The following is a 21,026-nucleotide window of genomic DNA, read 5'->3' on the forward strand; positions in this document are numbered from 1 at the left end:
GGATGGATGAAAAAAGAGACAGACAAACTGGTGTCGATCGCCGTGCTGAAGGCCCGCACTGGCATGAGAGAGCAACTGCGCCGCGAGCTGCTCAAGCTCATTGCGCCGACGCGGCGCGAGCCGGGCAACCTGGATTACGTGTTGTTTGAATTGCAGGAGGAGCCGGGCACCTTCTACATGCGCGAAGCGTTCATCAATCAGGCCGCGCTGGACAGCCACTGCCAGACGGACTATTTCCAGGCCTTTGCCGCCCAGGCCGAGGTGCTGCTGGCAGAGCCGCTGCGGCTGATTTTTATGGAGGAGGTGAGCCTCCCTTAAACCCATCGGGCCCAAGGTCGGCCCGATTTCTTCCCATGCCCGGTGCCGCACCAGACGCTATCCCCCGTCATCTTCCCCTTGATTTGCTTTCCTGCATCCTCCGACGAGGGACGTCTCATCACACTTATGCCACCGATTTGTACCTGCAACCTTTTCATCTCCAGATTGTTTAGTAAGATACCCAAATGAAAATCAACATTGGGGCCAAACCCCGCAGCATCGTCACCATCGCGTGGGCTGTGATGGGGGCATTGGTCGTCATGGCGCCGAACAGATCAGAGGGATGAAATGGAGATAACACTGGCAGGGATCCCGCCAAGTGAGTTTGAACAGCGCTTTGCGGCCGTCAAAGAGGGGATCTTTCCCTATGTCGAGGCAGTGTTTGGCTGGGATGACGAGATGCAACGCGCGCGGTTGACCAGCGAATATGAGTCGCACTGGTTCTCGTGGATCCTGGCAGGGGGCGAGCGAGTCGGCCTGCTCTGCTGCAAGCCATACGAGGATGCGCTGCACGTCCATCTGCTGATCATCTTCCCTCGCCATCAGGGCCGGCAGCTTGGTTCTGCCGTCATGGCGCGGCTGCATCGCGAAGCGGCATGTGAGGGGAGGGTGCGGGTGACCCTGTCGAGTTTTACCGTCAATCAGGGGGCGCTGCGGTTTTATCGGCGCCTCGGTTATCTGGTGGTGGCGGAAGAGCCGGCGTTCGTCTCCTTGTCCCGGCCGGTGACGAGAGAAGAGTCATGGGGTGCCCATGGTTGAGGGAGCGTATTGATGGCAAGGCTGGATATTTTAACGGTTCCCGACCCCAGGTTGAGAGTCAAGGCCGAGCGGGTTGAGGATATTGCGGCCGTGCAAGGCCTGATCGATGACATGCTGGAGACCCTCTATGCCACCGACAATGGTATTGGTCTCGCCGCCACGCAGGTGGGGCGCAAGGAGGCCATCGTCATCATCGACCTGTCGGAAAAACGGGATCAGCCGCTGGTATTGATCAATCCGCAAGTGATAAGCGGCACTGACCCAGCGCTTGGCCAAGAGGGGTGTCTGTCCGTGCCCGATTATTACGCCGACGTCGAACGTTACAGCACAGTGGTGGTGTCGGCGCTGGATCGTCATGGTTCGCCTATCACCCTGAAGAGCAGCGATTTCCTGGCCATCGTGTTGCAGCATGAGATCGATCATCTGCAGGGAAATCTGTTTATCGATTATCTCTCGCCGCTCAAGCGCACTATGGCGTTGAAGAAGGTAAAAAAGCACCTCAAGGTGACATGACGCGATATTTCATGCGGCACGTTACATAACCATTTGATTATCTGCACAGGATGACGGGGTAACCATGTACAAGGTTGGTATTGTTTTATTTGATGATTTCACCGATGTGGATTTTTTCTTGATGTATGACCTGCTTGGGAGAAGCAAAGATAGCTGGTCGGTGAAAATACTGGGAACCAAACCGGAGCATGGCTCTGCACTGGGTATCAACGTAAAGACGGATGGAAATGTGACTGAAGCCCGTGATCAGGATGTGGTGCTGATCACCAGCGGGCAGCGTGGCATCCCTGCCGCGTTGCAGGACCATGAGTTCATGTCCGCGTTGCGACTGGAGCCGCAGCGGCAGCTGATTGGCTCAATATGCGCAGGTTCATTCATATTGCATGAACTGGGTTTGCTGAAGGGAAAGAAATTGACAACCAACCCTGCAGCCAAAGCCCGGTTGCTGGAGATGGGGGGAGATGTTCAAGACTCTCCCCTGGTAGTGCAAGGAAATATTGCAACGGCAGGCGGCTGCCTCTCCTTGGTTTATTTGATTGGCTGGGTGGCCGAACGGTGTTTTGGTCCGGAGAAGCGCAGGTTGATCCAGTCTCAACTTATTCCTGCCGGACAAATGGAAATCTTCGAAAAACTTATATCTTCCACCATCAGAGATGCTGAGAATGCATTTGACTGATGTCATCCAATGCTCCTGAGCTCGGTTCAGACCATGACAAGCAAGCGCTATGACAAGGATGGTGAATGAACCTCGCGTTCAACAGGGTCAATCTGGCCCGTGACTACGATTTTTGTGTGGCAGCGCGCCGGGACGCCTATGTGTGCAGCTTCCATCGCGACGACGGATTTGACGCGTTCCTGGCGGGCTATCGGGAACGGATGACGACGAGGCTGACCAGCCGGGAGTGGCATTATCTGCATGTATGGCGCGGTGGCGAAATAGTAGGGCAGCTGGAATTTCGGACCTCTTCATCCGAGCCGGATAGCGGCTACGTTCACCTGATCTATTTGACGCCGCAGGCGCGCGGGCAAGGCCTGGCCGCCTTGCTGCTCCAGCACGTTGCCCACACAATGCAGCAGGCCGGTTGCCGGCGGGCAGTGCTGTCGGTCAGTCGCCTCAACCTGCGTGCGCTGCGTTTCTATCGACGCTGCGGGTGGCGATATCTTGGGCCAAACCCCAAGCATGCCGAGACAGATTTCTATGAATATTGGTTACCGGATGCGCCCTGAATGACGATATGACAGGGCAGGCTGCAAGCCACTGAAGGAGATGAAATGAACAAGGTGCAGTGGGCTGTTGGTGGGAAAGGCAAAGCGCCGGGGAAAATGGCGCTTCGCTGGGGGAGTCTGGTGCTGGTGTCGATGCTGGGCTGGCTGCTGGCTATGATGCCGGCCCACGCCGAGGAGCCGCTGCTCGCCGCCGAGTATCAGCCCTTGGTACAAAAGATGATCGATGCCGCCAAGGCGCGTGATCAGCAGGCGCTGGCCCGCCAGATCAAGTACCCCTTCAAGCGAGAGTATCCCATCCCCGCCATCAAGAGCCCGGCCGAGATGGTGGCCCGTTTCGACGAGGTGTTTGATGAGGCCATTTTAAACAGCATCGCCAGCTCCCGGGCCGGGCAGGATTGGCAGGCCATGGGTTGGCGCGGCATCATGCTCGGCAGTGGCGAGGTGTGGCTGGATTTCGATGGCAAGGTGACCGGCATCAATCATCAGACGGCGCAGGCAGCAAAACGCAAAGCTGAGCTTGTCGCCAAACAGAAAAGCGATCTTTATCCCGGCCTGCGGGAGTACAAACGCCCCGAGCTGATGTGGCAGACCGAGAAATTTACCATTCGCATCGACGAGTTGGGGGATGGCCGCTATCGCTATGCCTCCTGGGCCAAGGGAAAGGCGCTCAGCGACAAGCCGGACCTGGTGCTGAAAAATGGCACCGTCAGGATGGAGGGCTCGGGAGGCAACCACACCTTTCAATTCACCAGTGGCCCTTACCGATACGAGTGCGCCGTGACCGTTTTGGGTGAGCAGGGCATGCCGCCTGGCGAGCTGGTGGTCTATCAGAACGAGGTCGCCATCATGCATCAGCCGGTGATCAAGGTGCTCTGAGATTCCGAGCGTTCAACGCGCAGCCCTGTGCGGTGGTCATCTGCAACGGGCTGACGGTATTAGCCCTGCGGCATCCTGACCCCCTTGTCGAGGTAGAGGCTGCTGTAGTGAGCGCGATGGGTGACGAACATCACCTGATGGCGGCTGCCATCGGAGAGGATGATGAAATCACCGGCCTGGGCGGGGCTGTGCAGGCTGATCTCATGTTCGGGGGCGGTCAGCTTGTCGACCTCCTCCTTGAAGGTGAGGGTGTAAGAATACATAGGGTGCTCCACTGCAGGACCTTATACAGACACGCCTCAAAGGTAGTTGCTGCCGCCCGGCTCTGCGGCGCCCAAGCGGCACCCGTGTACCATTTAATTTACCGGCCACGGCGGGCTCGCTATCTTATGGAAAGCGGCCTGCGGCATGTGCAAGCACAGTCGGCAGACCAGGGTTATCAGCCATCGTCAGGAGCAAGTCATGACAGAGCCAGCAGCACAGTGGAAACCCGAGTTGGTGCGTATTGCCGCCTTCTCATCTGGGGAGACGGGAGGCAATCCGGCTGGGGTCTGGCTTGGTGCTCAGCTGCCCGCTGCCGAGGAGATGCAACGCATCGCCGCCGAGGTGGGCTTTTCGGAGACGGCCTTTGCCGCGCCGCTCGCCATCGCCGATGGGCCGGCCGGGACGACGGCGCCGCAGTGGCGGGTGCGTTACTTCTCTCCACTGGCCGAAGTGCCTTTTTGTGGCCATGCCACCATTGCCCTTGGGGTGGCGCTGGGTCGTCGGGTTGGCCCCGGTGAGTATGGGTTGCAGCTCAATCAGGCCACCATCTTGGTCTCGAGCTGGCTGGATGGGGAAGGGGAGTGGCAGGCGGCATTGCAGTCACCGCCCACTCGCAGCAAGCCCGCTCCCGCCGCGCTGGTAAGAGATGCGCTGGCGCTGTTTGGTTATACCCGGGCTGATCTGGATCCCCGCATTCCGCCGGCCCTCATCCATGGTGGCGCCGATCATCTGGTGCTGGCCCTCAACAGCCGCACGGCCCTGGCAGCCATGCACTACGAGATGGCCGCGGGGCGCGCCCTGATGCAGCAAGAGGGGCTGGTCACCATCTTGCTGGTTCACGCCGCCCGCGAGCAGCTGTTTCATACCCGCAACCCCTTTGCTTATGGCGGCGTCTATGAAGATCCCGCCACCGGAGCGGCCACCGCAGCCTTTGCCGGTTACCTGCGGGACCTGCACTGGCCCCACGGCGGCATCATCGATCTCTTGCAGGGGGAGGAGATGGGGATGGCATCGCACCTGCACGCCGAGATCCCCCCCGAGCCTGGCAGTTCAATCCGGGTATTTGGCCGGGCCCGTCTGATGTAACCCAGCCAATAAAAAACCGCCAGCTGGCGGTTTCTTACTTTATGTCGGGGCAAACCGGCCGCTTTGGCCTATTGCGGGTCGTGCTCCTCAGATGGGATCTGTTCCTGGTGATCGCTCTGTAGCCAGTGCAGCAGCAGGCGAGCCACCTGCGGGCTGCCAAGCAGCGCCATGTGACTGGTGCGATAGGCAATCATGGTATGGGCGGGGAGAAAGGCCAGCTGGTGGCGTGCCTCGTCATGCAGGCCAAGGGCACTGCGCAGGGGCACCAGACCATCACCAATCAACCGGTCTGCCAGCAGACTGCGTTTGGCCGCCGTGGTGGCCGCAATGGCAAAACAGCGGACTCCGCCCGGCAGGGGTAAGGGCGTACGAGGATCGGCCAAGGGGGAAGAAAGGGGGCTCAGGGCAGGGCATGGCTCCATCACCTTGCCGTGGCGCAGATCCTTGATGCCGGCGCTGCGCAGCTGCGCCAGCCTGACGAACGGCTCGCTGTAGGCCGTCACTGGCAGCAGTCGTTCCAGCCAGTGGCCCACTGATTCGAGCGGCGCTCCATGATGGGGCGTGCCGAGAAACAGCAGATTTTTAAGGTGAGCCGGCCATGCGAGGGCGGCCATGTCGGCGTTGTGACAGGCGCTGCGGATCACCAGCCCGCCCATGCTGTAGGCCAGCACGCTGATCTCGCCAAGGCCGCCGGGCCAGTGAGTTGCCAGTTGTTCCAGCTGACGGGCCAGTGCTTGACCGTTCTGCACGATGGAGAGGCCCGAGTTGTAGCGCACATAGATGGGCACGTAACCCAGTGCCTTGGCCAGCATCTCACCGTGGTTGACCGGCGCATCCTGATGCCGGGTCTGCCACTGCAGATCGTTCATGCACAGCCCGTGAACCATCAGTAGCACCCGCCCGCGAGGGGGCAGTTGCGCGGGCAGGCTCTGCCAGCTCAGGGGCTTGCCGAGATAACGCAGAGTCATGGGGGTGGCCAGGGCATTGTGACTCTCGACCAGCTTGTCCCCCATCACGCCATTGAGGGTGGCGAGCAGGGCGGCGCGGCCGGGCGTGTCGGGAATGTGCTGCAGGGGCGGGGCTGGCGGCAGACGGGCAAGCAGGGTATGGAGGCCGCTGCCCAACGCGCTGGCGGCGCCATGTACCCCCTTGTAGACCATCCCGGTGATCCCCGCCGTCTTTCCTTCCTCCCGCCCCTTGAAGCCCATGCCGTTCAAGACCGCCTGATGGACGGCTTCGGTGAGCTGTATGGTCGCAGGCAGGGCCTGAATGAACAATCGGGTCAGTTCGCGAATGTCCGCAAGATGCCAGGAAGAGGCGGGTGGTGGTGCGGTTGGTTGCGTCATGAGAGCCCCCTGTGAAGGTATTGTCGGCCTGCTCCCGCCCGGTCGCGAACAGCGTGCACGACAACCAGCTTGCGCCCTTTGCCCCGGGTTTGCTAGTAACGCGCCGATGGTTCTTGGCAGGAAAACTGCCTCGTGCGCCTAAAGGCTACGAGCGTGATCTTTCCTTGGTGCAAGTCGGGTCACGGCAGCGGGCAGCAAAATCCACTCTACTTCTTTTCCATATGGCACCGAAATGGGGAGGCGAAGATGTCACTGTTTGATGAGCGCAGGGTACAGGATCTCTGTGCCCGCTTGCTGGAGGGCAGCGATGAGAAGGGGTATTCACTCGATAGCAAGCATGGCCGCGGATTGCGAGATCTCTTGCAGGCTGTGGGCGGAGTCAAGCCGGTGGGGCGAGGGGCTCGTTATGTGCTGACTGATGCTGGGCGAGCTTATCTAGCAGCACAGTTGGCACAGGTGGCACCAGTGATGCCAAACAGGCGTGACACCATACGGGCTCTCGGGGCTAACCTGCCTGCGCGCCTTAACCTGGCCAGTTTTCATGCCCTTTGGCACGGGGACAGCAAGAGCGGGATAGGTCCAGATAATGATGCTATCGACATAACATTGACACAGGATGAGGTGGTCCGGCTGCGTACCATGAGCCCGTTGCTACTCATTGATAAGAGCGGCCAGCGCCATGATATGACGGCACAGTTGGCGCTATTGGGAGAGCTGGTCTTGCCGGAGCGTTGTCTTTGCAAGTTGCAGGGCATCGAGTGGCAAGGACAGCAGATAGTCACGGTGGAGAACAAGGGGGCCTTCGTGGATTACCCGTTGCAAGCAGGGGAGTTGTTGCTTTATGTGCCTGGCCGCAATACCAGACTGGCGCGGCAAGTGATCCCGCTACTACCGGCGGTTGTGCCTTGGGCCCATTTTGGTGATCTGGATCAGCGGGGATTGGATATTGCTACCGAGCTGGCCCATGCCCTCCGTCGTCCGTTGGCGCTCTGGTTGCCCGATGCATTGGTGGCGTATGTTCATTACTATGCCCGCCCGCTGACTCAGCGTCTGGAGGGGCAACTGATCAGCAGAGGTAAGACGCCCTGGAGACTTGAGCCTGAGACCGGCGGGCATGGCAATCCGCTGGCAGAGGCTCTCATGCATCTGATCAGGCAGGGTTGGTGGCTGGAGCAGGAGGTATTGGTACTGGCCAGGGGATGGCAAGCATGGCCATTGGATGTGGCTTGCGACTGATATCGCAATAAAAAACCGCCATCAGGCGGTTTTTTATTGTGCCGGCCCTTATTTCAGGGCTTTCTTCAGCTTCTTGATCTTGCTCTCGTGCTTGGCAATTTTCTCGAGGCGGGCGGCGATCTTCTTCTTGATCTCTTTCTTGCTGACTTTGGCCATCTGGCGTGCTCCTTTTGCAATGATGACACTCGCGGTGTCGGGGTTGGTCAGTCCATGAAACCCCAGAGTGCCACAGGGTAGCTGATGACACCAACCTTTCGCTCAAAATAACGGCAGACAGCATGCCGGCGTAGAGCCTTGTGCTGCGACGCTACGAAGCCTGAACAGGGGGGCAGGGCAATCGGCGGCCATAAAAAAAGCGCCCCGCGGGGCGCTCTTGTATCGGTGTATGAGGGCAATCAGGCCTTTTTCAGGTAGGCGGCGACCAGCACGATCTGCACGCCGTTGACCTTGCCTTCAATGTGCAGCGGGTTGTTGGTGAGGCGGATGCCCTTCACCAGGGTGCCGCGCTTGGCGGTGAAGCCCGCCCCCTTGACGTCCAGATCCTTGATCAGGGTCACCGAGTCACCTTCGACCAGTACGGCGCCGTTGGAGTCGACGGTCGGTACGCTGTCGTCATCCTCGCTGGCCAGGCCGGCTTCGGCCCAGGCCTTGGTCTCGTCTTCCATGTACATCATGTCCAGCATGTCCTGGGCCCACACCTCGCCCTGGGTGGAGAGGTTTTTCAGCTGGCGCCACGCCATGACCTGTACCGCAGGGACCTGGCTCCACATGCTGTCACCCAGGCAGCGCCAGTGGTTGACCACTGTGGTTTCTGGCTGCTCCAGCTGGCCACGGCAGGTGTCGCACAGGGCAACGGTGTGATCATCATCGCTGGCCGGAGAGTGGGGGACCGCGAAGGCAGTCAGCGCCTGTTCGGCACCGCACAGTTCACACTTGGCGCCCGCGCGCGCTTGCAGGGTGGCATTGATGGTCATGTTTTGGTTCCATTCACGTTGGTAAAATGGCCCGCGCTGGGCAGGCCAAGATAATGAAGGGGCGGAATATACCACAAAACCCCGTTCTTTGTCAGGCTAAGCCCTGCCGCAGGACTATGGCGGGCCGGAGGGATTGACCGAAGGGACTCTCTTTGCCCGTGCTGAAGCTGGGGGATAGTGGCACACCCATGCCGGCGCAGCATGGATGAGAGTGCTTTTTGGCGCGGGATCGCTAGAATGAGCCTCCATTTTGACGGCAGAACAGGGGCACGCGTGCTGGCTCAACGTTTTCAACAACTGGATCGACTGCTGAGCGAAGCCCGGCACTGGTGGCAATACCAACCCTATCATCACCTTGACCTCGCCTTTGCCAAGACGACGCCGGCGCTGGCCGAGCGGCTCAATGCCCTATCGCTGGCCGAGATTGAGCGGCTCGATGGCGACATGCCCGCCCTGTGCGAGCTGCTGGCCCCCTGGATCCCGCAGGGGTCAGCGCTGCATGCCCTGAGTGCGTTGCCGACCCTGACGGGCGAACCCATCCCGTGCGAGCGGACCATGGCGATGTACATGCCGGGGCGCAAGCAGGCGCAGATTGAAGCCTTCACCGCCTGCCTGCCCGCCCATCGCGGCCCCTATCTGGAGTGGTGTGCAGGCAAGGGCCACCTGGGGCGGCTGGTCTCCCTACACCGTCAGGCCGAGGTGCTGAGCCTGGAGCTGCAGGCGCCCCTGTGCGATGAGGGGCGCCAGCTGGCCGCCCGCGACGGCGCCCGGATGGCATTTGTCTGTGCCGATGCCTTCGCCGATGAGACCGCCCAGCTGATTGCACCGGCCCATCACGCCATGGCGCTGCACGCCTGCGGCGAGCTGCACACCCATCTGATTGAACAGGTGGCGGCGCGCGGTGCAGAGGGGGTGACCCTCTCCCCCTGCTGTTATCACCTGATCCGCACCAGCCACTACCGCCCGCTCTCAGGTCCGGCCAAGGCCAGTGCGCTGCAGCTTGCCAAGAACGATCTGAAGTTGCCGCTGCAGGAGACGGTCACCGGCGGCGCTCGAATCGCCCGCCTGCGGGAGCAGGAGGTGGCCTGGCGGCTGGCCTTTGACTGCCTGCAGCGCCAGGTGCGCGGGGTGGATGAGTATCTGCCGGTGCCCAACATGCAAAAGAGCCTGCTGACCGGTACCTTCGAGGATTTCTGTGGCTGGGCGGCCGAGCGAAAGGGGTTGCAGTTGCCGGCCGGCCTCGACTACGCCGGCTTTCTGGCAAAAGGGGAGGCGCGTTATGGCGATGTCGCCCGCATGGAGCTGGTGCGTCACCTGTTTCGCCGTCCGCTGGAACTCTGGCTGGTGCTGGATCGCGCCCTCTTCCTGCAGGAGCAGGGCTACCGGGTGGAGGTGGGGGAGTTTTGCGACAAACCCATGACCCCCCGCAATATCCTGATCCGCGCGGTGCGAACGCCAGAAAGATAAGCGGCGGGCCCGTCGTTGCGGGGTCTGTTGCAGCGGCTTGCTGTTTACCCTGATGTCGCCGATTGGGGCGTTTGTTTCGTTGAAAGAGCGGTTTTTCCGCTCTTTTTTCATTTTTCTTCGGTTTATTTTCATATATCCGGCCGCCGCGTCAAAACATCGGTTCACAATGCATTTTATGGTGGCCTGCCGGCAGAGTGAATTGGCTCACAGTTCCGACAATATTCTTAATTCTCATCGTGAATTTAGTGGCTGATAATATTACTCTCGAGGCGACTCTTATCCCGACGTTATTCTGACATAAGGACTGTCTGTTATGTTCAAGCCTACACATTGTGCCTGGCTGGTTGCGGCTGCCTGCGCATTGCCAAGTCATGCCATGAATATTCAACCCGATCCACAAAATGCCGGTGGATATGTGATTGCCGCGCCGGATCTGGCGGCGGTTGAAAAAGCCAAGACGGCCAATCCCATGTACGGGATCTGGGCAAAGGCGTTGGCGACACGTTCCAATACCATTGTCGATGCCATCAAACCGAGGGCAGCGAGCAATCCGGATAACGTCAAACGGGTCGAGCGGGTATTCACCGAATCGGACTGGGATTATTTAACCCAGATGGCGGCGCCGGAATATACCTACGAGCGTTTCTTGCGGGCGGTCGGTAAATTCCCGGCTTTTTGCGGCGAATATACCGATGGTCGCGATGCCGATGCCATCTGCAAAAAATCCATCATCACCGCCTTTGCCCATTTCGCTCAGGAGACCGGCGGCCACATTGCCAAGGAGAATATCTCCGACAACCCGCTGGCCCTGGAGGAGTGGCAGCAGGCGCTGGTGCACGTGCGCGAGATGGGCTGGTCGGAGGGGCAGACCGGCTACACCACCGGCTGTGGCCAGAACGACTGGCAGAACAAGAAGTGGCCCTGCAGCACAGGGCAGGGTTATTTCGGTCGCGGCGCCAAGCAGCTCTCTTACCATTTCAACTACGGTGCCTTCTCCGAGGCGATGTTTGACGGCGATGCGTCCGTGCTGCTGAACAACCCCGGGCTGGTGGCAGACTCCTGGCTCAACCTCGCCTCCGCCATCTGGTTCTTCCTGACCCCGCAGGCTCCCAAGCCCGCCATGCTGCACGTGATTGATCGCACCTGGGTGCCCTCCCAGCGCGAGATCGCCGCCGGCATCGGTTACGGCTTTGGCACCACCATCAACGTCATCAACGGCGGCATCGAGTGCGGCGAGCAGAACAAGGACAAGGGTCAGCCGGTCAACCGCATCCGCTACTGGGAAGGGCTGGCCAAGCATTACGAGATCCCGCTCAAGGCCGACGAGAAGAACACCTGCTGGCAGCAGACTCCCTATGGCAGCCTCAACCTCAACGGTGCCACCGACGTGCTCTACACCAACTGGGACGGCAACTGGAAATACTACCCGGATCGGCCCGGCGGCTACTCGTTCGAGTGTGAGCTGGTGGGGTTCCAGACCGCCTACTCGGCGCTGGTGCCAGGAGATTACGAGAAGTGCGTGACCAACTTCTACGGCTCCCACGCCAACTGGCCCAAGGTGAGAGTGGTGGCCAAGCTGGATCCTGCGCCGGTTGACCCGACCGATCCCCCGGTGGGCGATGTACCTGCCTGGAGTGCCAGCAAGGTCTATACCGCAGGCAATCAGGTGAGCTACAAGGGGGCCATCTATCAGGCCAAGTGGTGGACCCAGGGCAATGAACCGGGCAAGGGGGATCCCTGGGTGCTGGTGCCGGCGAAATAAAGAAAAGCGGCCTGGATCAATTCGCGAGACGATTGATACATCTATTCAGCCAAGTAGGGGGACAGATTGTCCCCCTTGTTCCATATCCGACATGGAAAAATTGAGCTTGCATTTAATTTGGCAAGAAAGGGCGATACTCCGGCCCTTATCACTTATATGAGGGCCCGATGAGAATGACAATAGCCGACAGCCACCTATGTTGATGTTGGAAGTCAGTCATCTATATCGGACTGACTCTTTTTATCTTGGAACGTGCCGTCAGCTGAATTTTATTCAGCTGGGCATTGATGATGTGTTGCCTTATTGAACTGGCCCTTGTTTTATCCATCAGGCATGCCTCACCCAGCCGATATTTTATCGGGCGACGACATGCAAGAGTTAAAAGGATTGGCCGCCATCTCGCCATGGAATATCACTGCGCAAATGAGGAAACATCAGGGAGCAACCCCATGTTCACTATTGCCGTGCATGTCGAAATCCCGCTGACAGAGGTCGGGGAGGGCATCAAGGTGGCCAAATTTCAGGACCCCGAAGGCAGCCGGATTGCATTGCTGGAGCGCTGGCCGCCGGCCTCGTGAGCCATCCCGCAGCCGGTTTTGTGATGGGGACAGTGGCCGACGAGGGCGCAACATGGTACTCATCTGATCAGGCAGTGGCTGCAATGACGCGATCAGGTCAGCGACGACAAGCGACAACAAGACGCAGGGAGGGGTGATGAAGGGACATTGTCTGTGTGGCGGGATTGAGGTCTCGGCCGGCGATCACCAGGAGGTGGGGTTGTGCCACTGCAGCACCTGTCGGCGCTGGTCGGGCGGCCCGCTGTTTGCGGTGCACTGCGGCAAGGAGGTGCACTTTAGCGGGCTCACCCCGGTGGCCTATCGCTCCTCGGAGTGGGCGGAGCGGGGCTTTTGTCCCACCTGCGGCACCCACCTTTTCTATCACCTGTTGCCGACGGATGAGTACATAGTGCCGGCCGGCCTGTTTCAAAACGAATCTTTCCAATTGGCGAGCCAGATCTTCATCGACGAGAAGCCCGATTTTTACGAGCTGAAAAACGAGACACCTACCTTGACCGGTCAGCAGGTGTTTGAACAGTTTGCCCCCAAGTCGTGAGCGTGGGGCGAGGTAGCGTAAGCATCGGCCGCAATCAAAGGAACAGACCATGCAACTGGTAGTGATGCGCCACGGGCAAACCCCGGCCAATGCCGAGGAGCGCTATCAGGGGGCGCTGGATATTGCTCTAAGCGACACCGGCGTGGCCCAGATCAGCGCGCAGGCAAAGATGCTGGTCTTGGCGCAGGCCCCGTTTCAGCGGCTGCTGAGCTCCCCCTTGCTGCGGGCACGGCAAAGTGCGGCCCTGGTGGCGGACGAGCTGGCGTTGCCGGTGATCCTTGCCCCCGCGTTTCGTGAGCGCCATGTCGGGGTGTTCGAGGGGCTGACCCAGCAAGAGGCGCGGGAGCGTTATCCTGCGCTGTGGGCCCGCAACATCACCCGGCGCTGGGCCGAGGCACCGCCCGGCGGCGAATCGCTGGACGAAGTCATTGCCCGGGTCGGGCAGGGATTGGCGGAACTGGCGCAGAGTTGCCATCAGGAGCGGGTGTTGCTGGTGGCGCACGGCGTGGTGGCCAAGGTGATCCGGGCGCTGACCGTGGCGGGATTTGACGACTTCTTCGAGTGGCAGCTGGCCAACGGGGCCCTGCTGGAGGTATCGCTGGCATGTGGCACCGCTGGCAGGCCGATGGGTTTCTTTGCCCGGCCGGGCAGTGAACATGGTCTCGCTACCTTGAATGAAGGAAGGCGCCAGGCCTGATGATTGTCTATCAGGCTTGGAGTCTGTTGCCTGTCAGGGGGAATCTGGCAGCGCCTTCCTTGAGCAGTTGCGCCCCTGTTTCTTGGCCAGATAGAGGGCGGTATCGGCCCTGCGCACCATGCGCTCCACCGTATCCTGCGGGCCCAGACTGGCACTGATGCCGACGCTGATGGTGAGCGGCACCTCGGTGCCTGCGCCCAGCTGATGCAGCTGCGACTCGACGGCGAGGCGGATCCGCTCCGCACTGGCCCAGGCCAGCTCCAGCGAGGTTTCCGGCAGTAGCACGATGAACTCCTCGCCGCCCCAGCGGCCCAGCATGTCTACCTCCCGCAGCTGTTTGGCAACCCGCTTGACCAGGCTGAGGATGGCCTGATCGCCCTGTTGATGGCCATAGGTGTCGTTGATCTGCTTGAAGTGATCGATGTCGATCAGCAGCAGGCTCATGGTGTGACTGAAGCGCTGGCAGCGCTGCATCTCCAGCTTGACCAGTTCATCGAAGCGGCGCCGGTTGGCGATCCCGGTGAGGGGATCCGTGGTGGCCGCCACCTTGAGCTCCTCCACCAGCTTGGCCCGCTCCGAGATGTCCCGCAGGATGGCGGTCATCTCGGTGGTCTGGCCCAGGTTGATCTTGGCGATGGTCACCTCCAGCGGAAATTCGCTGCCGTCGCGGCGCAGCCCCATTACGGAGGCGCGGGCGTGCATGGGGCGCGAGTTGATGGGGGAGTTGCTGAACGCCTTGAAATAGCCGTCGTGGTTGGCCCGAAAGCGCTGGGGCAGCAGGGTCTCCAGCCGTTTGCCAAGGTAGCTTTCGTCCACCCCGAACATCTCGCAGGCGGCGGTGTTGATAAGCTCGATACGCGACTCGCTGCTGACGCTGATGATGCCGTCATAGGCGGAGTTGACCACCGCCTCGAAGCGCTTGCGGCTCATCTTGAGCGCCTCTTCCAGCTGCTTTTTGGCGGTGATGTCGATGGCGGTGACCATGATGCGGGTGATGCGGGACTGCTCGGGAATGATGGGGGAGATGACAAAGCGCCACCAGCTGGTGCGCGACAGGGTGTCGATGGGCAGCTCGCTCTCGAGCCCGGTCTGCTGGCTCACACACTCGTGCATCGGCTGCTCTATGCTGCCGGTGATGTAGCGGGGGAACATCTCGCCCAGGCGTTTGCCGATGCAACCCAGCACATCCAGCTCGAAGGCCTGGGCAAAGGTGTCGTTGGCGGAGATGAGGGTAAAGCGATCGTCCTTGTCTAGGGAAAACACCGCGACGGCGGCACCGATGGCATCGAGAGAGGACTTGATATCGGCGTGGGAACCCTGTGTGAACATGCAACCTCCATGGCGAATAACATATTGATATTCAGTATAGTGCGGCCGCTTTGATACCCGGTTGGCGGGAGCCGGGCAGGGGCCGGCCACAGAGCGCCCGCTCTGGCAAACTGGCCGGTCGGCCCGGATTGGGCTTTACTTGCGGGCATCTACAAACGGCACCGGATCCGGCGCAGCGGTCTGGTCAGCGCAACGAAGCAGGGAGGGGGAGATGAAGATCAGCATCGAGGCACATATCGAGCAGGAGATAGAGGCGGTCTGGTGGGCCTGGAACGATCCGGACTGCATCGCCAGGTGGAACGCGGCCTCCAGCGACTGGCACACTACCAGCAGCCGGGTCGATCTGGTGGTGGGTGGGCGTTTTTGCCATCACATGGCCGCCAAAGACGGCAGCGCCGGGTTTGATTTCACCGGCACCTTTACCCGGGTGGAGGCGCCGACCCGGCTCTCGTTCTTGATGGATGACGGGCGCGAGGTGGATGTGCAGTTTGCGAGCGAGGCGGGCGGCACACGGGTGCAGGAGACCTTCGATGCCGAGTCGAGCCACACCCCGGCCCAGCAGCAGACGGGCTGGCAGGGGATCCTCGACAACTTCAAGCGCTACGTGGAGGCGGCAGGCTAGGGGAGAGGTGCCAGTACCAATAAAAAACCACCGCCAGACGTCGGTGGTTTTTTATTGCGCCTTGATTACGGGGCTCATACCGCTGGCGTTGCCGGCGGGTGGCGCGAAGGCGTTACTCTTCGATATCCAGCAGCACCAGGATGGCGCTGTCACCGCCCCACTCGCGGGGGGCCTGATGGAACGCCTGCACATTGGGATGCTGGGCCAGCCAGCTCGGGATGCGCTGCTTGAGGATGTGTTTGCCGATGCCGTGCATCACGGAGGCGACGTGAATGTTCTCGCGTCGGCAGAGGGTGAGCAGGGCCGCCAGCTCCTGTTTGGCCTGCTGCTGGTTCATGCCGTGCAAGTCCAGATAGATCTCCGGCGGATAGCTGCCGCGTTTGAGCTTTTTGAGCTCGAATTTTGACACGTCGTCGCGCACGTAACGGGTCGGTCCATCCTCTTCCAGATGGGGTTGGTACTCATCGCTGAAATAGTGGTCAACCCCAAGGGATTCGCGGCTCTCACGCATTTCGCGTTTCTGCTTGACCGGGCGTAACTCGGCCCTTATGGTATCTTGCTTGATTTTCCGGGTACCTTTTATCGCATCGCGGAACAGCAGGGTTTCCTCGTCTGTCGGTGAGGGCGTTTTTTTCATCAGGTACTCGTCTTGCTCGCTGTATAGAATTCTCGGGCCGGATATTACTCGACTTGGAGGTGGATTTGGACAAGATATTTATCGATGAGGTGGTTGCCGAGATGCACACCATCCAGGACATGTTGCGCTGGGCCATGAGTCGTTTCAACGACGCCGGGATCTTCTACGGACATGGTACCGACAACGCCTGGGATGAGGCCGTGCAGCTGGTACTGCCCGCGCTACATCTGCCGCCGGACGTGGATCCGGCCATGCGCCACTCCCGCCTGACCACCAGCGAACGGCACCGCATCGCCGAGCTCATCATCCGCCGTGTGCAGGAGCGCATTCCCGCCCCCTACCTGACCAACAAGGCCTGGTATGCCGGTTGGGAGTTCTACGTGGACGAGCGGGTGCTCATTCCCCGCTCCCCCATCGCCGAGATGGTGGCCAACCGCTTCGCCCCCTTCCTGAAAGACGAACCGACCCGGATCATGGACTTGTGTACCGGCTCCGGCTGCATCGCCATCATCATGGCCCACGAGTTCCCGGAAGCGGAAGTGGATGCCATCGACATCAGTGTCGACGCCCTCAACGTGGCCGAGCGCAACATCAACGATCACGGGCTGGAACAGCAGGTCATTCCGATCCGCTCCGATCTGTTCCGCGATCTGCCGGTCGGCGACAAGTACGATCTCATCGTCTCCAACCCGCCCTACGTGGACTCCGAAGACATGTCGGATCTGCCGGACGAGTTTCGCCACGAACCCGAGCTGGCGCTGGCCTCCGGCTCCGACGGCCTCAAGCTTACCAAGCGCCTGCTGGCCAATGCCGCCGATTTCCTGAAAGACGATGGCGTGCTGGTGGTCGAGGTGGGCAACAGCATGATCCATCTGGAAGCCCAGTTCCCTGACGTGCCCTTCACCTGGGTGGAGTTCGAGAACGGAGGTCACGGCGTGTTCGTGATGACCCGTGCCGAGCTGGTGCAGTACCAGGACCATTTCGCGATTTACAAGAGCTAAGCAGGAGCAAGCATGGCAGGGAACAGTTTCGGCCAACTCTTTCGGGTTACCACCTTCGGCGAGAGCCACGGCCTGGCGCTGGGCGCCGTGGTCGACGGCTGCCCGCCGGGGCTTGAGATAAGCGAGGCGGATCTGCAGGGGGATCTGGACCGGCGCAAGCCCGGCACCTCCCGCTACACCACGCCGCGCCGCGAGCCGGACGAGGTGAAGATCCTCTCCGGGGTGTTCGAGGGCAAGACCACAGGCACTTCCATCGGGCTGCTCATCGAGAACACCGATCAGCGCTCCAAGGACTACTCCGACATCAAGGACTTGTTCCGTCCGGGCCACGCCGATTACACCTATCACCAGAAGTACGGCCAGCGCGACTATCGTGGCGGCGGTCGCTCCTCCGCCCGTGAAACCGCCATGCGGGTGGCGGCGGGGGCCATTGCCAAGAAGTACCTGAAACAGGTGCACGGCATCGAGATCACCGGCTTTCTCTCCCAGCTAGGCCCCATCAAGGCCGAAGCCTTCGATGCCGCGCAGATCGAGCAGAATCCCTTCTTCTTCCCCGATGCGGGCAAGCTGGAAGCGCTCGATCAATACATGCGCGACTTGAAGAAAGAGGGCAACAGTATCGGTGCCAAGGTGCAGGTCATCGCCAGCAATGTGCCGGTGGGTCTGGGTGAGCCGGTGTTTGACCGCCTCGACGCCGATATTGCCCACGCCATGATGGGCATCAATGCGGTGAAAGGGGTGGAGATCGGTGACGGGTTTGCGGTGGTGGAGCAAAAGGGCTCCGAGCATCGCGACGAGATGACCCCGGCCGGCTTTGCCAGCAACCATGCGGGCGGCATTCTGGGCGGCATCTCGTCGGGTCAGGATATCGTGGTGAGCATGGCGCTCAAGCCGACCTCCAGCATCACGGTGCCGGGCAAAACGATCAATACCGAAGGCGAGGCCATCGAGATGATCACCAAGGGTCGCCACGATCCTTGCGTCGGCATTCGCGCCGTGCCCATCGCCGAGGCGATGCTGGCCCTGGTGTTGATGGATCACCTGCTGCGCCACCGTGCCCAGAACCAGGGCGTGCTGACGCACACTCCGCAGCTGCGCTGATCGGCTGTTCACCACTCGGCTGATCGGGTGGCGCAGTCACACACAGGCACAATGAAAAGGCGACCTCAGGGTCGCCTTTTTGATGGCCATTCACCCCCTCTTGGCGAGTGGGCCGGGGGGCGTGTCGGCCGCCGGGTTGTCGAGCCGGCAGGTGGGCGGGGTGGGGTTGCCGCTTGCCGGCGGCAGGTTGGCGATCGCCGCATCGACCCGGGCCAGGGTGTCGTCATCGATGGCGCTGTTGGCAAACATCAGGCTGACCGGCTGGTGGTGGAGCAGCAGCTGGCAGTGGATAAAACCGTCGGCCCCCAGCTGTTGCAGCCGGTAACGAGCGTATTGCCACTCGACGATGATGCCGTCGAGGCGGCGGGCCAGCAGCAGATCGATCAGCCGATCGTCGCTGTTGTATTCACTCGCCTGTTTCAGGGCCGGGCAGGATGCCATCAGCTGGGTCGGCCGGGTGCCGCGCAGCTTGCCAAGGCGCAGCTGGCTTTGCTGGCAAAGCCCCTGCAGGCTCTGCACATCCTGCCAGGGTTCACGCTGGCCGGGGATGGGATCGCTGCTCAGCAGCACGAAGGTGCTGCGCCGATAGGGGGCCGAGAAACGGGCAAAGGCGCGCCGCTCCGGCGTATCGAGCGCCCCCATGGCGAGATCGAGTTGCTGCTGCTCTATAAGATGAAGGGCCCGTGCCCAGGGCAGGTTGCGAAAGCGGGGCGTGAGCCCCGCCTGGGCCAGGATCTGGCGGGTCAGGCTCACGTCCAGTCCATCCAGCGTCCCCTGGGCATTGATGTAGCTGAACGGTGGCCAGTGGCCCCAGGCGACGGACAACCTGGTGTTGGCCTGCAGCGGCAGAGTGAGGGCAAGCATCAGCAGAAGCAGCCAGTAGCGGCCGGCAGGCAGAAAATGAACACGCATGAACCTGAACCTCCTTGTTGCAGGATCGCCGCGGCGGCGTCGCCATGGTCTGGCATCAAGCATAGCCTGATTCGAATGAGTTCTTGAACGGCTTTTCTCGGCGGGACGGTGACCGGCTTTTGGCAAACATGCTGGGAGGAACATCACATTTTTCTCGTTTCTCCTCAATAACTCCGTTAGACTGCGCCCCTATTCTTTCCCCTTTGCTCTGCTCCCCGGGGAAATCGTTGTGTTCTCAACAGGCCCGGATCTGGCGAGATGGCATCGGCTCAGCAGAGGAGCCCCATCCCGGATTGTCGGCGCCCCTATCCCTAGCAGGTAACTATGAGTTTTACTTCCCTCGGTCTGGCCGAACCCTTGTTGCGTGCCGTTGCCGAGCAAGGCTACGACACCCCGTCTCCCATTCAGCAACAAGCGATCCCGGCGGTACTGGCTGGCCGTGATCTGATGGCCGCCGCCCAGACCGGGACCGGCAAGACCGCAGGTTTTACCCTGCCGATGCTGCAACGCTTGACCGAGAGCAAGCGCAAGGTCTCCCCGAACCGCATCCGTGCCCTGGTGCTGACCCCGACCCGCGAGCTGGCCGCCCAGGTGGGCGAGAGCGTGCGCAACTACGGCAAGCACCTGCCGATCCGCAGCCACGTGGTATTTGGCGGCGTGAGCATAAACCCGCAGATGATGGCGACTCGCCGTGGTCTGGACGTGCTGGTGGCCTGCCCGGGCCGTCTGATGGACCTTTACAACCAGAACGCCGTCAAGTTTGACGAAGTCGAGATCCTGGTGCTGGACGAAGCGGATCGCATGCTCGACATGGGCTTTATCCGCGACATCCGCCGCATCCTGGCTCTGTTGCCGAAGAAACGTCAGAACCTGCTCTTCTCCGCCACCTTCGCCGATGAAATTCGCGAGCTGGCAACGGGTCTGCTGGACAACCCGGCGGTGATCGAAGTGACCCCGCGCAACAGCACCGCCGAGCGCATCGAGCAGCTGGTGCACCCGTGCGACAAGGCCAACAAGATTGCCCTGCTGAGCCACCTCATCTCCAGCAACAACTGGCAGCAGGTGCTGGTGTTTACCCGCACCAAGCACATCGCCAACCGGGTTGCCGAGAAGCTTGAGAAAGACGGCATCAGCGCCGCCGCCATCCACGGCAACAAGAGCCAGGGGGCTCGTACCCGCGCCCTGTCCGGCTTCAAGGACGGCAGTGTGCGCGTCATGGTGGCGACCGACATCGCCGCCCGCGGCCTCGACATCGACAAGCTGCCCCAGGTAGTGAACTTCGAGCTTCCGAACGTGGCGGAAGATTACGTGCACCGTATCGGCCGTACCGGCCGTGCCGGCGCCGCCGGTCACGCCATCTCCCTGGTGGCGGCGGACGAGGGCAAGCTCATCAAGGCCATCGAGCGCCTGACCAAGCAGAGCATCCCCTGCGAGCAGGTGGCCGGCTTCGAAGCCTCCCGCGAGACGCTGGACAACATCGCCCGTGGCATCGGTGCGCCGCTGCGCAAAGAGCCGCGCGATCCGAGCGAGCAGCGCCGTGCGCCGCGTCCGCAAGGTCAAGGCCAGCGTCAAGGTGCCGGTCGCTCCGGCAATGGCGCCGGTGGTAACGGTGGTGGCAATCGCACTGGCAACGGCGGCAAGCCCAAGCCCCAGGGTGGTCAACGTCCGGCCGATGGTGCTGGCAAACCGGCCCAGGCCCGTCGTCCGCGCCGTTCTACCCATAACCAGTAAGCGATTCGGGAGCTTCTCTCCCACGCTCAACGGTTGAATAGAAAACCCCGCCAAG

23 protein-coding genes are annotated in these 21,026 nt (G+C 61.1%); 17 read left to right on the forward strand and 6 right to left on the reverse strand.

Annotated elements, in window-relative coordinates; translation table 11 throughout:
* Positions 1-6 precede the first annotated feature (6 nt).
* The 6 genes from AB5Y81_RS01625 to AB5Y81_RS01650 all read left to right on the forward strand — a co-directional run bounded on the left by AB5Y81_RS01625 (position 7) and on the right by AB5Y81_RS01650 (position 3,693).
* Positions 7-318 (forward strand): putative quinol monooxygenase, encoded by a 312-nt coding sequence (locus tag AB5Y81_RS01625; protein ID WP_019838782.1) that lies wholly within the window; start codon positions 7-9, stop codon positions 316-318.
* Between the two features lie 288 nt (positions 319-606).
* Complete coding sequence (locus tag AB5Y81_RS01630; RefSeq protein WP_267996959.1) at positions 607-1,077, forward strand: GNAT family N-acetyltransferase; 471 nt, start codon at positions 607-609, stop codon at positions 1,075-1,077.
* A 12-nt stretch (positions 1,078-1,089) separates the two neighbouring features.
* A complete protein-coding gene (gene def, locus AB5Y81_RS01635) occupies positions 1,090-1,590 on the forward strand; it encodes a peptide deformylase (RefSeq protein ID WP_267996958.1) in 501 nt (166 codons plus the stop codon).
* Positions 1,591-1,654: 64 nt separating this feature from the next.
* Positions 1,655-2,266, forward strand: a complete 612-nt coding sequence (locus tag AB5Y81_RS01640) for a DJ-1/PfpI family protein (RefSeq protein ID WP_017785287.1) — start codon at positions 1,655-1,657, stop codon at positions 2,264-2,266.
* Between the two features lie 65 nt (positions 2,267-2,331).
* A complete protein-coding gene (locus AB5Y81_RS01645) occupies positions 2,332-2,817 on the forward strand; it encodes a GNAT family N-acetyltransferase (RefSeq protein WP_279484391.1) in 486 nt (161 codons plus the stop codon).
* A gap of 45 nt (positions 2,818-2,862) precedes the next feature.
* Positions 2,863-3,693, forward strand: coding sequence for a hypothetical protein (locus AB5Y81_RS01650; protein ID WP_279484390.1), 831 nt, complete (start codon positions 2,863-2,865; stop codon positions 3,691-3,693).
* Positions 3,694-3,752: 59 nt separating this feature from the next.
* On the opposite strand, the gene AB5Y81_RS01655 is transcribed toward AB5Y81_RS01650, so the two are convergent.
* Positions 3,753-3,956, reverse strand: coding sequence for a hypothetical protein (locus AB5Y81_RS01655; RefSeq protein ID WP_005300545.1), 204 nt, complete (start codon positions 3,954-3,956; stop codon positions 3,753-3,755).
* A gap of 199 nt (positions 3,957-4,155) precedes the next feature.
* Here AB5Y81_RS01655 and AB5Y81_RS01660 point away from each other — a divergent pair, with 199 nt between their 5' ends.
* Positions 4,156-5,043, forward strand: coding sequence for a PhzF family phenazine biosynthesis protein (locus AB5Y81_RS01660; protein ID WP_124250354.1), 888 nt, complete (start codon positions 4,156-4,158; stop codon positions 5,041-5,043).
* Positions 5,044-5,111: 68 nt separating this feature from the next.
* Here AB5Y81_RS01660 and AB5Y81_RS01665 read toward each other — a convergent pair whose 3' ends face one another.
* Positions 5,112-6,389, reverse strand: coding sequence for an alpha/beta hydrolase (locus tag AB5Y81_RS01665; protein WP_279484389.1), 1,278 nt, complete (start codon positions 6,387-6,389; stop codon positions 5,112-5,114).
* Between the two features lie 246 nt (positions 6,390-6,635).
* Between AB5Y81_RS01665 and AB5Y81_RS01670 the strand changes: the two genes are divergently transcribed.
* A complete protein-coding gene (locus AB5Y81_RS01670; RefSeq protein ID WP_279484388.1) occupies positions 6,636-7,625 on the forward strand; it encodes a Wadjet anti-phage system protein JetD domain-containing protein in 990 nt (329 codons plus the stop codon).
* 395 nt (positions 7,626-8,020) lie between these two features.
* On the opposite strand, the gene AB5Y81_RS01675 is transcribed toward AB5Y81_RS01670, so the two are convergent.
* A complete protein-coding gene (locus AB5Y81_RS01675) occupies positions 8,021-8,599 on the reverse strand; it encodes an alkylphosphonate utilization protein (RefSeq protein ID WP_279484387.1) in 579 nt (192 codons plus the stop codon).
* A gap of 237 nt (positions 8,600-8,836) precedes the next feature.
* Here AB5Y81_RS01675 and AB5Y81_RS01680 point away from each other — a divergent pair, with 237 nt between their 5' ends.
* The 5 genes from AB5Y81_RS01680 (at position 8,837) to AB5Y81_RS01700 (ending at position 13,638) form a co-directional block, all read left to right on the forward strand.
* Positions 8,837-10,066: a methyltransferase gene (locus tag AB5Y81_RS01680; RefSeq protein WP_279484386.1), complete on the forward strand. Its 1,230-nt coding sequence runs from the start codon at positions 8,837-8,839 to the stop codon at positions 10,064-10,066.
* A gap of 313 nt (positions 10,067-10,379) precedes the next feature.
* Positions 10,380-11,828, forward strand: a complete 1,449-nt coding sequence (locus AB5Y81_RS01685) for a chitinase (protein ID WP_123246094.1) — start codon at positions 10,380-10,382, stop codon at positions 11,826-11,828.
* Positions 11,829-12,277: 449 nt separating this feature from the next.
* Positions 12,278-12,406 (forward strand): glyoxalase, encoded by a 129-nt coding sequence (locus AB5Y81_RS01690; protein ID WP_123246095.1) that lies wholly within the window; start codon positions 12,278-12,280, stop codon positions 12,404-12,406.
* A gap of 136 nt (positions 12,407-12,542) precedes the next feature.
* Positions 12,543-12,941 carry a GFA family protein gene (locus tag AB5Y81_RS01695; RefSeq protein WP_214453809.1) on the forward strand — a complete coding sequence of 133 codons (399 nt, stop codon included), beginning with the start codon at positions 12,543-12,545 and terminating at the stop codon, positions 12,939-12,941.
* 49 nt (positions 12,942-12,990) lie between these two features.
* Positions 12,991-13,638 carry a histidine phosphatase family protein gene (locus AB5Y81_RS01700; protein ID WP_123246097.1) on the forward strand — a complete coding sequence of 216 codons (648 nt, stop codon included), beginning with the start codon at positions 12,991-12,993 and terminating at the stop codon, positions 13,636-13,638.
* A gap of 33 nt (positions 13,639-13,671) precedes the next feature.
* On the opposite strand, the gene AB5Y81_RS01705 is transcribed toward AB5Y81_RS01700, so the two are convergent.
* A complete protein-coding gene (locus AB5Y81_RS01705; protein ID WP_017780146.1) occupies positions 13,672-14,967 on the reverse strand; it encodes a diguanylate cyclase in 1,296 nt (431 codons plus the stop codon).
* Positions 14,968-15,178: 211 nt separating this feature from the next.
* Here AB5Y81_RS01705 and AB5Y81_RS01710 point away from each other — a divergent pair, with 211 nt between their 5' ends.
* Positions 15,179-15,589 carry an SRPBCC family protein gene (locus AB5Y81_RS01710; RefSeq protein WP_279484385.1) on the forward strand — a complete coding sequence of 137 codons (411 nt, stop codon included), beginning with the start codon at positions 15,179-15,181 and terminating at the stop codon, positions 15,587-15,589.
* Positions 15,590-15,701: 112 nt separating this feature from the next.
* Here AB5Y81_RS01710 and smrB read toward each other — a convergent pair whose 3' ends face one another.
* A complete protein-coding gene (gene smrB, locus AB5Y81_RS01715) occupies positions 15,702-16,226 on the reverse strand; it encodes an endonuclease SmrB (RefSeq protein ID WP_005300583.1) in 525 nt (174 codons plus the stop codon).
* 65 nt (positions 16,227-16,291) lie between these two features.
* Here smrB and prmB point away from each other — a divergent pair, with 65 nt between their 5' ends.
* Both prmB and aroC read left to right on the forward strand, forming a co-directional pair.
* The gene (gene prmB, locus AB5Y81_RS01720) at positions 16,292-17,227 is read left to right on the forward strand and encodes a 50S ribosomal protein L3 N(5)-glutamine methyltransferase (protein WP_005300587.1); all 936 of its coding nucleotides are present in this window, start codon (positions 16,292-16,294) and stop codon (positions 17,225-17,227) included.
* Positions 17,228-17,239: 12 nt separating this feature from the next.
* Positions 17,240-18,328, forward strand: coding sequence for a chorismate synthase (gene aroC / locus AB5Y81_RS01725; protein ID WP_010634057.1), 1,089 nt, complete (start codon positions 17,240-17,242; stop codon positions 18,326-18,328).
* Positions 18,329-18,418: 90 nt separating this feature from the next.
* On the opposite strand, the gene AB5Y81_RS01730 is transcribed toward aroC, so the two are convergent.
* Positions 18,419-19,240: an ABC transporter substrate-binding protein gene (locus AB5Y81_RS01730; protein ID WP_123246098.1), complete on the reverse strand. Its 822-nt coding sequence runs from the start codon at positions 19,238-19,240 to the stop codon at positions 18,419-18,421.
* 324 nt (positions 19,241-19,564) lie between these two features.
* Between AB5Y81_RS01730 and AB5Y81_RS01735 the strand changes: the two genes are divergently transcribed.
* Positions 19,565-20,971 (forward strand): DEAD/DEAH box helicase, encoded by a 1,407-nt coding sequence (locus tag AB5Y81_RS01735; protein WP_005300600.1) that lies wholly within the window; start codon positions 19,565-19,567, stop codon positions 20,969-20,971.
* Positions 20,972-21,026: the final 55 nt, after the last annotated feature.

Origin of the sequence: Aeromonas sp. s2 (assembly GCF_040907935.1) — a bacterium.
GTDB lineage: Bacteria > Pseudomonadota > Gammaproteobacteria > Enterobacterales > Aeromonadaceae > Aeromonas > Aeromonas dhakensis.

What these genes read in the sequence shown, in the direction of transcription:
- AB5Y81_RS01625 (WP_019838782.1), top strand. Translation starts at nt 7, where the DNA reads ATGAAAAAAGAGACAGACAAACTGGTGTCGATCGCCGTGCTGAAGGCC.
- AB5Y81_RS01630 (WP_267996959.1), top strand. Translation starts at nt 607, where the DNA reads ATGGAGATAACACTGGCAGGGATCCCGCCAAGTGAGTTTGAACAGCGC.
- def (WP_267996958.1), top strand. Translation starts at nt 1,090, where the DNA reads ATGGCAAGGCTGGATATTTTAACGGTTCCCGACCCCAGGTTGAGAGTC.
- AB5Y81_RS01640 (WP_017785287.1), top strand. Translation starts at nt 1,655, where the DNA reads ATGTACAAGGTTGGTATTGTTTTATTTGATGATTTCACCGATGTGGAT.
- AB5Y81_RS01645 (WP_279484391.1), top strand. Translation starts at nt 2,332, where the DNA reads ATGAACCTCGCGTTCAACAGGGTCAATCTGGCCCGTGACTACGATTTT.
- AB5Y81_RS01650 (WP_279484390.1), top strand. Translation starts at nt 2,863, where the DNA reads ATGAACAAGGTGCAGTGGGCTGTTGGTGGGAAAGGCAAAGCGCCGGGG.
- AB5Y81_RS01655 (WP_005300545.1), bottom strand. Translation starts at nt 3,956, where the DNA reads ATGTATTCTTACACCCTCACCTTCAAGGAGGAGGTCGACAAGCTGACC.
- AB5Y81_RS01660 (WP_124250354.1), top strand. Translation starts at nt 4,156, where the DNA reads ATGACAGAGCCAGCAGCACAGTGGAAACCCGAGTTGGTGCGTATTGCC.
- AB5Y81_RS01665 (WP_279484389.1), bottom strand. Translation starts at nt 6,389, where the DNA reads ATGACGCAACCAACCGCACCACCACCCGCCTCTTCCTGGCATCTTGCG.
- AB5Y81_RS01670 (WP_279484388.1), top strand. Translation starts at nt 6,636, where the DNA reads ATGTCACTGTTTGATGAGCGCAGGGTACAGGATCTCTGTGCCCGCTTG.
- AB5Y81_RS01675 (WP_279484387.1), bottom strand. Translation starts at nt 8,599, where the DNA reads ATGACCATCAATGCCACCCTGCAAGCGCGCGCGGGCGCCAAGTGTGAA.
- AB5Y81_RS01680 (WP_279484386.1), top strand. Translation starts at nt 8,837, where the DNA reads ATGAGCCTCCATTTTGACGGCAGAACAGGGGCACGCGTGCTGGCTCAA.
- AB5Y81_RS01685 (WP_123246094.1), top strand. Translation starts at nt 10,380, where the DNA reads ATGTTCAAGCCTACACATTGTGCCTGGCTGGTTGCGGCTGCCTGCGCA.
- AB5Y81_RS01690 (WP_123246095.1), top strand. Translation starts at nt 12,278, where the DNA reads ATGTTCACTATTGCCGTGCATGTCGAAATCCCGCTGACAGAGGTCGGG.
- AB5Y81_RS01695 (WP_214453809.1), top strand. Translation starts at nt 12,543, where the DNA reads ATGAAGGGACATTGTCTGTGTGGCGGGATTGAGGTCTCGGCCGGCGAT.
- AB5Y81_RS01700 (WP_123246097.1), top strand. Translation starts at nt 12,991, where the DNA reads ATGCAACTGGTAGTGATGCGCCACGGGCAAACCCCGGCCAATGCCGAG.
- AB5Y81_RS01705 (WP_017780146.1), bottom strand. Translation starts at nt 14,967, where the DNA reads ATGTTCACACAGGGTTCCCACGCCGATATCAAGTCCTCTCTCGATGCC.
- AB5Y81_RS01710 (WP_279484385.1), top strand. Translation starts at nt 15,179, where the DNA reads ATGAAGATCAGCATCGAGGCACATATCGAGCAGGAGATAGAGGCGGTC.
- smrB (WP_005300583.1), bottom strand. Translation starts at nt 16,226, where the DNA reads ATGAAAAAAACGCCCTCACCGACAGACGAGGAAACCCTGCTGTTCCGC.
- aroC (WP_010634057.1), top strand. Translation starts at nt 17,240, where the DNA reads ATGGCAGGGAACAGTTTCGGCCAACTCTTTCGGGTTACCACCTTCGGC.
- AB5Y81_RS01730 (WP_123246098.1), bottom strand. Translation starts at nt 19,240, where the DNA reads ATGCGTGTTCATTTTCTGCCTGCCGGCCGCTACTGGCTGCTTCTGCTG.
- AB5Y81_RS01735 (WP_005300600.1), top strand. Translation starts at nt 19,565, where the DNA reads ATGAGTTTTACTTCCCTCGGTCTGGCCGAACCCTTGTTGCGTGCCGTT.